Origin of the sequence: Brevundimonas lenta (genome assembly GCF_014196335.1) — a bacterium.
GTDB classification, from domain to species: Bacteria; Pseudomonadota; Alphaproteobacteria; order Caulobacterales; family Caulobacteraceae; genus Brevundimonas; species Brevundimonas lenta.
Genome location: NZ_JACIDM010000003.1, coordinates 327,075 through 339,014, shown reverse-complemented (window position 1 = coordinate 339,014; position 11,940 = coordinate 327,075). Strand labels below are relative to the sequence as shown.

General features: G+C 67.9%; 11 protein-coding genes. 1 reads left to right on the top strand and 10 read right to left on the bottom strand.

The annotated features are described in order from the left end of the window. Position 1: 1 nt before the first annotated feature. The 4 genes from GGR12_RS14855 to gmd are packed head-to-tail and all read right to left on the bottom strand — an operon-like array spanning position 2 to position 3,142. A complete protein-coding gene (locus GGR12_RS14855; RefSeq protein ID WP_183205289.1) occupies positions 2-751 on the bottom strand; it encodes an acylneuraminate cytidylyltransferase family protein in 750 nt (249 codons plus the stop codon). After that, a complete protein-coding gene (locus GGR12_RS14850) occupies positions 748-1,545 on the bottom strand; it encodes a glycosyltransferase family 2 protein (protein ID WP_183205287.1) in 798 nt (265 codons plus the stop codon). Before GGR12_RS14850 ends, GGR12_RS14855 begins: the two co-directional genes overlap by 4 nt. Next, entirely contained in the window at positions 1,545-2,021 is a 477-nt protein-coding gene (locus tag GGR12_RS14845) for a dTDP-4-dehydrorhamnose 3,5-epimerase family protein (protein ID WP_183205285.1), read from the bottom strand. The genes GGR12_RS14850 and GGR12_RS14845 overlap by 1 nt, the downstream gene beginning before the upstream one ends. A gap of 5 nt (positions 2,022-2,026) precedes the next feature. Beyond that, entirely contained in the window at positions 2,027-3,142 is a 1,116-nt protein-coding gene (gmd, locus tag GGR12_RS14840) for a GDP-mannose 4,6-dehydratase (protein ID WP_183205284.1), read from the bottom strand. A gap of 244 nt (positions 3,143-3,386) precedes the next feature. Here gmd and GGR12_RS14835 point away from each other — a divergent pair, with 244 nt between their 5' ends. Continuing rightward, on the top strand, positions 3,387-4,670 hold the full coding sequence (locus tag GGR12_RS14835) for a cystathionine gamma-synthase family protein (RefSeq protein WP_183205283.1): 1,284 nt from the start codon (positions 3,387-3,389) through the stop codon (positions 4,668-4,670). A gap of 158 nt (positions 4,671-4,828) precedes the next feature. Here the strand turns inward: GGR12_RS14835 and acs are convergent, their stop codons facing one another. The 6 genes from acs to GGR12_RS14805 all read right to left on the bottom strand — a co-directional run bounded on the left by acs (position 4,829) and on the right by GGR12_RS14805 (position 11,903). Continuing rightward, complete coding sequence (gene acs / locus GGR12_RS14830; RefSeq protein ID WP_183205281.1) at positions 4,829-6,766, bottom strand: acetate--CoA ligase; 1,938 nt, start codon at positions 6,764-6,766, stop codon at positions 4,829-4,831. A 24-nt stretch (positions 6,767-6,790) separates the two neighbouring features. Further along, entirely contained in the window at positions 6,791-7,240 is a 450-nt protein-coding gene (locus GGR12_RS14825; protein WP_183205279.1) for an MAPEG family protein, read from the bottom strand. Next, a complete protein-coding gene (locus GGR12_RS14820; protein ID WP_183205277.1) occupies positions 7,233-8,870 on the bottom strand; it encodes an MFS transporter in 1,638 nt (545 codons plus the stop codon). Before GGR12_RS14820 ends, GGR12_RS14825 begins: the two co-directional genes overlap by 8 nt. Positions 8,871-9,038: 168 nt before the next feature. Continuing rightward, on the bottom strand, positions 9,039-10,133 hold the full coding sequence (locus GGR12_RS14815; protein ID WP_183205275.1) for a sugar kinase: 1,095 nt from the start codon (positions 10,131-10,133) through the stop codon (positions 9,039-9,041). Beyond that, the gene (locus GGR12_RS14810; RefSeq protein ID WP_183205273.1) at positions 10,130-11,410 is read right to left on the bottom strand and encodes a TRAP transporter large permease; all 1,281 of its coding nucleotides are present in this window, start codon (positions 11,408-11,410) and stop codon (positions 10,130-10,132) included. The genes GGR12_RS14815 and GGR12_RS14810 overlap by 4 nt, the downstream gene beginning before the upstream one ends. A 4-nt stretch (positions 11,411-11,414) precedes the next feature. Then, positions 11,415-11,903 (bottom strand): TRAP transporter small permease, encoded by a 489-nt coding sequence (locus GGR12_RS14805; protein ID WP_221212409.1) that lies wholly within the window; start codon positions 11,901-11,903, stop codon positions 11,415-11,417. Positions 11,904-11,940 lie beyond the last annotated feature (37 nt).

Below are 11,940 nucleotides of genomic sequence, written 5' to 3'. Positions count from 1 at the left end.
GTCATTCCGTACCGGTCGGGGAGGCCCGGTCTTCACTCAGGATGGTGTCAAGGTTCGAGGCTATCGCCTCGATGCAGATGAAGTCGACCAGATCGTCGACCTCGTGCGCCTTGTGGCGCGCCGTTTCGTAGCCGAGCGTCCGCGCGTGGCAGAAGCCGCGCTCGCGCTTCAGCGCCGCGACGGTGGAGGCGTAGAGGGTGCCGTCCAGCACGAACAGCGGCTCGATGTCCTGCCGGCGCGGCATCTCGCCGAAGCTGGCGGCGGCGTAGGGGGTGATGCCGCCGTCGTCCGCCTTGCGCACGGCGAAGGCGGGGTGGGTGGCCTCAAGCTTCGATACGCCGACGATGGCGTCCGCGTCGCCGGCGACCAGCTGCTCCAGCGCCGCGTCGACGTCCGAGCCCTCGGTCAGGGGCGACGTCGGTTCCAGCAGGACGACGTAGTCATAGACGTCGCCCGCCTCGGCCAGGGTCTCGACCGCATGCAGGATGAAGCCGATGGACGGGGCGGTGTCGCTGGCCAGTTCGGCCGGACGCAGGAAGGGGGCGTCGGCGCCGTGCTCCACCGCCAGATCGGCGAAGCCCTGGTCGTCGGTCGAGATGATCACCCGGTCGACGTGGGCCGAAGCGCGCGCGGCCGCGATCGGCCAGGCCAGCAGGGGCTTGCCCGCCAGCGGCCGGATGTTCTTCAGCGGCAGGCCCTTGGAGCCCTTCCGCGCCGGAACGATCGCCAGGACGCGCTTGCCGTCGATCATTTGCCGTTTCCGGCGATATCGGGCGCCTTCACGAACGGCGCGCGGGCGCGCTGCACCGAGCGGTCCAGCACCTTGTGGGCGAAGAACAGGGCCTTCGGATAGTTCAGGCCGTGCGCCGCCTGGGAGGCGCGGATCTCGTCGTTCTGTTTGATGATGCTGGCGGTGGTGCCGCCGGTCGCGCCGCCCGAGCGCATGCGCACCCAGATGCTGGGGATGTACAGCGACTTGATCCGGTGCACGTAGAAGGCCCGCAGCATGAAGTCGTAGTCTGCCGCGAGCCGGTAGGTGGTGTCGAACTGGCCGATCCTGTCGTAGGCGCTGCGGCGCAGGAACAGGGTCGGGTGGGCCGGGATGAAGCCGCGACGCAGGTTCTCGACCGTCGACGGCCGCCCCTTCCAGTGGCGCTCGATCTTCGAGGTGTCGACCGGGTCGACATAGACCAGATCGCCGTGCACGGCCTCCAGCTCGGGGTCCGCGTCGAAGGCCGCCATGACCTCGGCCAGGGCGTCCGGCGTGCAGTAGTAGTCGTCCGAGTTGATGAAGCCGATGACGTCGCCGGTCGCCCGCGACAGGCCCTTGTTATAGGCGTCGTAGATGCCCTTGTCGGGCTCCGACACGGCCGAGGTCACGCGCTCGCCCTCGCGCGCCACGATCTCCATCGTCTCGTCCTTCGAGCCGCCGTCGACGACCAGATATTCGAGGTCCGGATACGTCTGGGCGTTCACCGATCGCAGGGTGTCGGCGATGGTGCGCGCGCTGTTGTAGCTGGCGGTGATCAGGGAAAGCTTGGTCATCACTCTGCTCCGGCCGCCGTCAGCGGCGGGGCCGCACGGTCCTTGTCCGACAGGATCACGGTCTCGACCCCCAGCAGCGCCGGCAGGCGATCCGCAATCGAATACGCCTCCTCCGAGGCCTCATCGTAGCCGCCGTCGCAAACATATTCAAAGACAGTGTCTTGCAGGGCGTAGAAGCCGTGGGCGTACTGCGAGTCGATGCGCACCCAGCCGTCGGCGGGGGTCAGGGTCGCGGTCTTCAGTTCACGCGACGGGTCTTCGATCGAGACCAGCACGTCGACGATCGAGCCCTCGACCACGCGAATGACCTTGGTCTGGGCCGAGGGCGCGCGCTGCACGTGCAGGCCGCGGAACACGCCAGCCTTCGAGAAGGAGCGTTTCAGCACCATGGCGTCGCTCTCGTAGAGCACTTCCAGCCAGCCGCGGTTGTCCTCGCGGCGGACGGTGGTCTGGTCCAGGCGGACGAAGGGATCCAAGACGGTCAGCCCCAGTCCGCGTTCTTGAGCAGCAGCGCCTTGCGGGCGGCCAGCAGGTCGGCCTCCATCATCTCGTCGACCATCTCCTCGAAGGTGATCTCCGGCACCCAGCCCAGCTTGGCCTTGGCCTTGGACGGATCGCCCAGCAGGGTCTCGACCTCGGTCGGACGGAAGTAGCGCGGATCGACGCGGACGATGACCTGGCCTTCCGAGATCGCCGGGCAGCGGGTCACGGCGTGGGCCTGGTCGATCGCCTCGACGATGCCGACCTCCTCCACGCCCTTGCCTTCCCAGCGCAGGGTCACGCCGATGCGGGCGGCCGAGACCTCGACGAACTGGCGCACGCTGTACTGCTTGCCGGTGGCGATCACGTAGTCGTCCGGCGTGTCCTGCTGCAGCATCATCCACTGCATGCGGACGTAGTCCCTGGCGTGACCCCAGTCGCGCAGGGCGTCCATGTTGCCGAGGTACAGGCAGTCGCTCAGGCCTTGGGCGATCTCGCCGAGGCCGCGCGTGATCTTGCGGGTGACGAAGGTCTCGCCGCGCCGCTCGCTCTCGTGATTGAACAGGATGCCGTTGCAGGCGAAGATTCCGTAGGCCTCGCGGTAGTTCACGCACATCCAGTAGGCGAACATCTTGGAGACCGCGTAGGGGCTGCGCGGATAGAAGGGCGTCGTCTCGGACTGGATCGGCTCCTGCACCAGGCCGTACAGCTCCGACGTCGAGGCCTGGTAGAATTTGGTCTTCTTCTCCAGCCCCAGCAGGCGGATCGCCTCCAGCAGCCGCAGGGTGCCCAGGGCGTCCACGTCGGCGGTGTATTCCGGCGTCTCGAAGCTGACCGCCACATGGCTCTGGGCGCCGAGATTGTAGATCTCGTCCGGCTGCACTTCCTGGATGATGCGCACCAGGTTGGAGGTGTCGGTCAGATCGCCGAAATGCATCTGGAAGCGCACGTCGGCGTCGTGCAGGTCCTGGTAGATGTGGTCGACGCGGTCGGTGTTGAACATCGACGATCGGCGCTTGATGCCGTGAACGATGTAGCCTTTTTCAAGCAGGAATTCAGCGAGATAGGAGCCGTCCTGGCCCGTGATGCCGGTGATCAGCGCGGTCTTTTTCGTCATCAGGCCTTCCAGACAGGACGTGACCGGAGGGCGTACGGGCGCACGAAAGCGCTGCCCGGGTTCCCCCCGTGTCGGGCGTTTGCCGCGCATGAACGCGTCGCCCGCGACGACGATCCATCGGCATGGCCTGTCTAGGCGCGAATTTTGAGGATGGCCAGCAATGGTGACGCTTGGGCCACACCTTGCGGCGCCGCGTGACGGCGTTCCCCGAGTCGTCTAGAGGCCTCCCCCGAGGAGTAACCGTATGAGTCACAAGAGCCGCGTATTTGGCGACCGCCCGCTGGCGCCGGAAACCCTGATGATGGGCTACGGCTACGATCCGACCCTGTCGGAGGGCTCGATCAAGGCCCCGATCTTCCAGACCTCGACCTTCGTGTTCCGCTCGGCCGAAGACGGCAAGCGCTTCTTCGAGGTCGCCTACGGCCTGCGCGAGAAGGACCCGGAAGAGGCCCTGGGCCTGATCTATTCCCGAATCAACAACCCCAACCTCGAGATCCTCGAGGACCGGCTGGCGGTGTGGGACGGGGCCGACAAGGCCCTGGTCTTCTCCAGCGGCATGGCGGCCATCTCGACCACCATCCTGGCGCTGAGCCGGCCCAATGACGTGGTCGTCTATACGGCCCCGGCCTACGGCGGCACCGAGTATCTGTTCGACCGCATCCTGCCGCGCATGGGCGTGGCCACCGTCAGCGTCGCCGACGACGACTGCGGCGCGGCCCTGACCCGCGCCATCAACGCCGCTGCCGAACAGGCCAAGGCCCGCGGCGGCCGTGTCGCCGCCGTCTATGTCGAGACGCCCGCCAACCCCACCAACCAGCTGATCGACCTCGAAGCCGCCGCCGCCGCCATCAAGGCGCTGGGCCAGGCCGAGCCGCCGCCGCTGGTGGTCGACAACACCTTCCTCGGCCCGCTGTGGCAGAAGCCGCTGGCCCACGGCGCGGACCTGATCCTGTACTCGCTGACCAAATACGTCGGCGGCCACTCGGACCTGATCGCCGGCGCCTGCCTCGGCCGCGCCGACCTGATGGGCCGCGTCGCCGAGATGCGCACCATCTGCGGCACGATCACCGACCCGCACACCGCCTGGCTGCTGATGCGCAGCCTGGAGACCCTGCACATCCGCATGGAGCGCTCGCAGGTCAACGCCATGGAGCTGGTCAAACGCCTGCGCGGCCACCCGAAGGTCGAGGGCGTGCTCGACGCCGGCGGCGTCGAGACCACCCCCGCCCAGCAGGCCATCTTCGCGCGCCAGTGCACGGGGACCGGCTCGACCTTCTCGCTGCGCCTCAAGGGCGGCGAGGCCGAGGCCTTCCGCATGCTCAATGCGCTGAAGCTGTTCAAGCTGGCGGTCAGCCTGGGCGGCACCGAGAGCCTCGTCTCGCACCCGTCCAGCACCACTCACTCGGACTACAGCCCCGAGGCCAAGACCCGCTGCGGCATCGGCGACAACCTGGTCCGCCTGTCGGTCGGCATCGAGAACGTCGACGATCTGTACGCGGACCTGGTCCAGGCCCTGGACGCGATCTGACACGCAGCAACAACCCGCTCATCCCCGCGAAAGCGGGGACCCAGTTCTTTTGGAAGAACTCCGGAGTTTCAGGACAGCGGCCAGAGCGTGATCGGCCGATACCGATCACCCAAAGCTCTGGGTCCCCGCTTTCGCGGGGATGAGCGGATAATGTGGAGTTACGCCCCCGCCCGGTTCCGCACCAGGTCGTCCACCACCGCCGGATCGGCCAGGGTCGACGTGTCCCCCAGCGCCCCGACGTCGTTTTCGGCGATCTTCCGCAGGATGCGGCGCATGATCTTGCCGGAGCGGGTCTTGGGCAGACCCGGGGCCCACTGGATCACGTCCGGCGCGGCGATCGGCCCGATCTCCTTGCGGACGTGGGCGACCAGGTCGCGGCGCAGTTCTTCGGACGGCTCGATCCCGACGTTGAGGGTGACGTAGGCGTAGATGCCCTGGCCCTTGATGTCGTGCGGGAAGCCGACCACCGCCGCCTCGGCCACGACGTCGTGCAGCACCAGCGCGCTCTCGACCTCGGCCGTGCCCATGCGGTGGCCCGAGACGTTGATCACGTCGTCCACCCGGCCGGTGATCCAGTAATAGCCGTCCTCGTCGCGACGGCAGCCGTCGCCGGTGAAATACTTGCCCGGATAGGCGCTGAAATAGGTGTCGAAGAAGCGCTGGTGATCGCCCCAGACGGTGCGCATCTGGCCGGGCCAGCTGTCGGTGATCACCAGATTGCCCGACGCCGCGCCCTCCAGCACCGTCCCGTCCGCATCGACCAGCTCCAGCTCCACCCCCGGCAGGGGCTTCGTCGCCGAGCCCGGCTTCAGGTCAGTCGCGCCGGGCAGGGGCGAGACCAGCACGCCGCCGGTCTCGGTCTGCCACCAGGTGTCGACGATGGGGCAGCGCCCCTCGCCGACCACCTCGTGATACCAGCGCCAGGCTTCCGGATTGATCGGCTCACCGACGGTGCCGAGCAGGCGCAGCGACTCCCGCGACGTCGCCTTCACCGGCCCGTCGCCCTCGCGCATCAGGGCCCGCAGCGCGGTCGGCGCGGTGTAGAAGATCTCGACCCGGTGCTTGTCGACGACCTGCCAGAAGCGGCTGGAGTCCGGATAGTTGGGCACGCCCTCGAACATCAGGGTCGTCGCCCCGTTGGCCAGCGGGCCATAGACGCAATAGCTGTGGCCAGTGACCCAGCCCACGTCGGCGGTGCACCAGAACACCTCGCCGGGCCGGTAGTCGAACACCAGCTCATGCGTCCACGCGGCCCAGAACAGGTAGCCGCCGGTGGTGTGCAGCACGCCCTTCGGCTTTCCCGTCGAGCCCGAGGTGTAGAGGATGAACAGCGGGTCCTCCGCATTCATCGGCTCGCACGGGCAGTCGTCGTCGACCCCGTGCTTGGCCTCGCCGTAGCGGACGTCGCGACCCTCGACGATCGGGATGTGCGCATTGGTGTGCGAGACGATCAGCACCTTGTCGACGCTCACCTTCTCCAGCGCCGCATCGACATTGGCCTTCAGCGGCACGCGCTTGCCGCCGCGCAGACCCTCGTCGGCGGTGATGACCACCTTCGAGCCGCAGTCCTCGATCCGGCCCGCCAGGCTGTCGGGCGAGAAGCCGCCGAACACCACCGAATGGATCGCGCCGATACGCGCGCAGGCCAGCATGGCCACCGCCGCCGCCGGGATCATCGGCAGATAGATCGTCACCCGGTCGCCCTTCGCCACGCCCAGGCCCTTCAGGACGTTGGCCATGCGGCAGACTTCGGCGTGCAGCTCGCGATAGGTCAGCTTGCCCGACTGGGTCGGCTCGTCGCCCTCCCAGATGATCGCCGTCTCGTCGCCGCGCGTCTCCAGATGCCGGTCGAGGCAGTTCCAGGCGACGTTCAACTCGCCGTTCGCGAACCAGCGGATGTGGAAATCGGCCTTGTCGAACGAGACGTCCTTGATGTCCGTCGGGGGCGAGAACCAGTCCAGCCGGCGCGCCTGTTCGCTCCAGAAGGCGTCCGGCCGCTCATGCGCCGCGACCCGCGCCGCCTCGTACCCCGCCTTCGTCATCCGGGCGCGCTGGGCCCATTCGGACGGGACGGGATAGAGCTCGGGATCGGACATGGCGCTTCCTTTGAACGGACGATCTCAGACCAGGCCGACGACCGCCAGGAAGGCGTGGCCCATGAGCCAGAGAAGGCCCAGGAAATTGATCGTGAACACCTGGCCGCGCAAGGCGACGTTGTCGCCGGTGCACTGGACCAGGGAGTGGATCAGACGGCCGATCAGGAACACCCAGGCGGCGGCGACATCCAGCGTCGTGACCCGGTCCGCCATGATCAGCAGCAGGGCCGCGATCCAGGCGAACGGCGGCGCCTCGAACTGGTTGGCCAGGTTGCGCTGGATGCGCGCCGACAGCGGCTTGTCGCCGTCCGCGCGGGCGAAGTCGTTCTTGCTCGCTTCGCCGCGCCGGACCGTCACCATCCGGGCCCAGGTCAGCACGGCGTAAAGGCCGACGACCAGGCCGAAATGCAGGAACAGCGGCAGCAGCAGCGCCGACGCCGGGCCGCTTATGGCCAGGGGAACCGCCTCAGGCATGGAGGTCGACGTCCTTGCGGTCGCGGATGAACAGGCCGCCGACGATCACTGTCAGCACCGCGATCGCGACCGGGTACCACAGGCCGTAGTAGATGTTGCCGGTGGCGGCCACGATGGCGAAGGCCGTGGTCGGCAGGAAGCCGCCGAACCAGCCGTTGCCGATGTGATAGGGCAGGGACATCGAGGTGTAGCGGATGTTGGTCGGGAACATCTCCACCAGGGCCGCCGCGATCGGCCCGTAGACCATGGTCACGTACAGCACGAGCAGGAACAGGATGCCGACCACCCGCGGCTTGTCGACCAGGGCGCTGTCCGCCTTCGCCGGATAGCCCGCCGCGGTCAGCGCCTCACCCAGCGTCTTCTCCCAGGCCGCACGACCGGCGGCGTCGCCGACGAAGCCGGGCACGATCATGTCGCCGATGCGGACCGAGGCCACCGAACCGGCCGGGGCCTCGCCGGTCTTGTAGCTGACGCCGGCCTTCGCCAGGTGCGACTTGGCCAGATCGCACGAGCTGTCGAAGACGGTCTTGCCGATCGGATCGAACTGGAACGAGCAGTCGGCCGGGTCGGCGATGACGATCACCGGCGCGGTGGCGTTGGCGCGCGCCAGCTGCGGATTGGCCGCGCCGGTCAGGGCGTGGAACAGCGGGAAATAGGTCATGGCCGCCAGCAGGCAGCCGGCCAGGATGATCGGCTTGCGTCCGATCTTGTCCGACAGCCAGCCCCAGAAGACGAAGAAGGGCGTGGCCAGGAACAGGGCGATGGCGACCAGCACATTGGCCAGCGCCGGATCGACCCGCAGCGTCTTCTCGATGAAGAACAGGGCGTAGAACTGGCCCGTGTACCAGACCACCGCCTGGCCGGCGGCGAGGCCGAACAGGGCCAGCAGCACCAGCTTCAGATTGGGCCATTTGCCGAAGCTGTCCTTCAGCGGCGTGGTCGAGCCCTTTCCCTCGGCCTTCATGCGCTGGAAGGCCGGGCTCTCGGACAGCTTCAGCCGGATCCACAGCGACACGCCCAGCAACAGGATCGAGACCAGGAAGGGGATGCGCCAGCCCCACTCCTTGAACGCCTCCTCGCCGACCAGAAGCCGCACGCCCAGGATCACCAGCAGGCTCAGCATCAGGCCGGCCGTCGCGGTGATCTGGATGAAGCTGGTGTAGAAGCCGCGCTTACCCGGCGGGGCATGCTCGGCGACATAGGTGGCCGCGCCGCCGTACTCGCCGCCCAGCGCCAGACCCTGAACCAGCCGCATCAGCACCAGGACCACCGGGGCCGCCACGCCGATGGCTGCATAGGACGGCAGCAGGCCGACCACGAAGGTCGACAGGCCCATCAGCAGCATGGTCACCAGGAAGGTGTTCTTGCGCCCCCACAGGTCCCCCATCCGGCCGAAGAAGATCGCCCCGAACGGCCGCACCGCGAACCCGGCTGCGAACGCCATCAGCGCGAAGATGAAGCCAGTGGTCTCGTTCACGCCCGAGAAGAACTGCGCCGTGATGATCGCCGCCAGCGAGCCGTACAGATAGAAGTCGTACCACTCGATCACCGTCCCGACGGACGAGGCAAGGATGACCAGCCGGTCCTTGCGGTCGACGGTGTGGGCTTCGGCGGCTGCGGCGTCGGTCATGGTCCCTCCCCGGGGCGTTCGCAACGGAGCCTACCCTATCCCTCTCCCGATGGGAGAGGGCTTGAGCGCACGAGAGCGAAGCGATCGTCCTTGCGCGAAAGGGTGAGGGTCGACCCTCATCCGACCGGGCTCCGCCCGGCCACCTTCTCCCATCGGGAGAAGGAAGGCTCAGCGGACCGCCGCCGCACCCCGGCCCTCGACCAGCCCCTTCACCTCGGCCAGCGAGGTCATCGCGTTGTCGCCCGGCGTGGTCATGGCGATGGCCCCGTGCGCCGTGCCGTAGTCCACCGCCGCCTGCGGGCCGAGGCCCTCCAGATACGCGTACGCCAGACCCGAGACGAAGCCGTCGCCGCCGCCGACGCGGTCCAGTACGGCGACCTCGTTGATCGCCGTGGCGTAGCGTTCTCCGCCGCTCCACAGCACCCCGCCCCAGCGGTTGATCGAGGCGGACACCGGATCGCGCAGGGTGGCGGCGAAGACCTGGACGTTCGGCAGCTCCTTCGCCAGCCGGTCGACCAGGGTGTCGAACGGGCGGCTGTCGGCGGGGTCGCTGCGCTTGTCAGCGGTCTCGATGCCGAGGCACGACGCATAGGCGTACTCGTCGCCCACCAGCACATCGACCAGACCGGCGATCTCGCGGTTCACGCGGCGGGCGGCATCCGGATCGGGATGGCTGGACCACAGGCTGGCGCGATAGTTCAGGTCGTAGCTGACGATGACGCCGTGGCGTTTGGCGGCGTGGATGGCGGCCAGGGTGGTCTCGGCCGTGTCCGCCGACAGGGCGGCGAAGATGCCGCCGGTGTGCAGCCAGCGGACGCCCTCGGCGCCGAACAGATGGTCCCAGTCGATCTCGTCCGGCTTCATCTGCGACGCCGCGGAATTGGCCCGGTCGGAACAGCCCAGCGCGCCGCGTACGCCGAAGCCGCGCTCGGTGAAGTTCAGGCCGACGCGGGTGTTGCGGCCGACGCCGTCGGCCTCGCGCCACAGGATGTGGGACGTGTCCACGCCGCCTTGCGAGATCAGGTCCTCGACCAGGGCGCCGGTCTCGGTGCGGGGCAGGGCGGTGACCACCGTGCTGCGCAGGCCGAAGGTCTTCCGCAGGCCGCGGGCGACATTGTACTCGCCGCCGCCCTCCCAGACCGCGAACGAACGGGCGGTGCGGATGCGGCCTTCGCCGGGATCGAGGCGCAGCATGACCTCGCCCAGGGCGACGCAATCCCAGCGGCAGTCCCGGGCCGGTCGGAGGCCCTTCAGATCGGTCATTTCAGCAGCGAGGGCAGCCACAGCGAAAGCGCCGGAACGAAGGTGACCAGCATCAGCACGGCGGTGCAAGCCAGGTAGAAGGGCCAGATCGAGCGCAGGCTGTGGGTCATCGGCACCTTGGCGATGGCGCTGCCCACGAACAGGACCGAGCCCACCGGCGGGGTGATCAGACCGATGCCGCAGTTGAGCAGCAGGATCACGCCGAACTGGACCGGGTCCACGCCGTAGGCCTTGGCCACAGGCAGGAAGATCGGGGTGCAGATGATGATCAGGGGCGCCATGTCCATGAAGGTGCCGAGCACCAGCAGGATGACGTTGATCAGCAGCAGGATCAGGATCGGGTTGTCAGTCAGGGTCTGCAGCAGGCTGACCATCATCGACGGGACCTGCATATAGGCCATCAGCCAGCCGAACGCGCCGGCGCAGCCGATGATGAACAGCACCGCGCCCGAGGTGCGGGCCGCGCCTGTGCAGGCGGCCTTGAAGGCGGTCCAGCTCATGTGGCGATAGACGATGCCGGTGACCACGGTGGCGTAGACAACGGCGATCGAGGCGCTTTCCACGGCCGTGAAGATGCCGGCCCGGATGCCGCCGAAGATGATGCCGACCAGCAGCAGGCCGGGAATGGCCGCGACCAGACGGGTCAGGACCTGGCCGAAGCCGGGGAAGGGTTCGGCCGCATAGCCGCGACGGCGCGCCATGACGTACGAGACGATCATCAGCGAGACGGCAAGCAGCCCCGCCGGAAGGATGCCCGCGGCGAACAGGTCCGAGATCGAAACCCCGCCCCCGGCCGAGGCCGAGTACAGGATCATGTTGTGCGACGGCGGAACCAGCAGGGCGACCAGGGCCGCCGAGATGGTCACGTTGACGGCGTAGTCGCTGTCGTAGCCGCGCTTCTGCATCTGCGGGATCATGGTGCCGCCGATGGCGGAGACGTCCGCGATGGCGCTGCCCGAGACGCCGCCGAACAGCGTCGAGCCGACGACAGTCACCTGGCCCAGGCCGCCTCGGATATGGCCGACCATCGATCCGGCGAGGGCGATCATGCGGTCGGACAGGCCGCCCTTCATCATCAACTCGCCGGTGAAGATGAACAGCGGAATGGCCAGCAGGGCCACCGAGGTGATGTCCGACCCCATTTGCTGGAACACGACGATGGGCGGCAGCGCGAGATAGATCACAGTCGCCAGGGTGGCGGCCAGCAGCGAGAAGGCGACAGGTACGCCGATGGCGAGCAGGACGGCCAGCACGCCGAAGAGAATGATGTACTCCATGGCCTCAGTCCCCGGCTTCGGTCGTTTCAGGCGCGTGATAGTCGCCGGTCAGCAGTCGTTCGATCGCGAACAGCAGGATCAGCCCGCCGCCGACGCACAGGCCGGCGAACTTCAGGCCAGACGGCAGGGGTGCGCCCGCCATGTTCACCGACCAGTCGTCGATCATCAGGGTGCCGCCGTACGTCATCAGACACCCGCCGGCCGCAGCCGCGATCAGGCGCGACACCGACTTCAGCAGCCACTGAAGACCATTTGGCAGGGCGTGCAGCAGGGTCTGGAACGAGAAATGCGTTTCCCGCCGCACGGCCACCGAGGCCCCGAACATGACGGCGAAGCTCATCAGCAGCAGCGCCAGCGGCTCGGTCCAGCCAGGGCTGTCGTTCAGCACATACCGGGCGAACACCTGCCAGGCCTGGATGAGAGCCATCGAGACAAGCGCCAGGCCGGCCAGGCCCATGACGAGGGCGGCCAGACCGTCAAGCGCGCGGGTCAAGCCGCGTCGTGATTCAGACATTCAACGCCCTCCCTGA

Bases quoted from the DNA above. Each gene is read 5' to 3' on its own strand.
- GGR12_RS14855 (WP_183205289.1), bottom strand. From the start codon at position 751: ATGATCGACGGCAAGCGCGTCCTGGCGATCGTTCCGGCGCGGAAGGGC.
- GGR12_RS14850 (WP_183205287.1), bottom strand. From the start codon at position 1,545: ATGACCAAGCTTTCCCTGATCACCGCCAGCTACAACAGCGCGCGCACC.
- gmd (WP_183205284.1), bottom strand. From the start codon at position 3,142: ATGACGAAAAAGACCGCGCTGATCACCGGCATCACGGGCCAGGACGGC.
- GGR12_RS14835 (WP_183205283.1), top strand. From the start codon at position 3,387: ATGAGTCACAAGAGCCGCGTATTTGGCGACCGCCCGCTGGCGCCGGAA.
- acs (WP_183205281.1), bottom strand. From the start codon at position 6,766: ATGTCCGATCCCGAGCTCTATCCCGTCCCGTCCGAATGGGCCCAGCGC.
- GGR12_RS14825 (WP_183205279.1), bottom strand. From the start codon at position 7,240: ATGCCTGAGGCGGTTCCCCTGGCCATAAGCGGCCCGGCGTCGGCGCTG.
- GGR12_RS14820 (WP_183205277.1), bottom strand. From the start codon at position 8,870: ATGACCGACGCCGCAGCCGCCGAAGCCCACACCGTCGACCGCAAGGAC.
- GGR12_RS14815 (WP_183205275.1), bottom strand. From the start codon at position 10,133: ATGACCGATCTGAAGGGCCTCCGACCGGCCCGGGACTGCCGCTGGGAT.
- GGR12_RS14810 (WP_183205273.1), bottom strand. From the start codon at position 11,410: ATGGAGTACATCATTCTCTTCGGCGTGCTGGCCGTCCTGCTCGCCATC.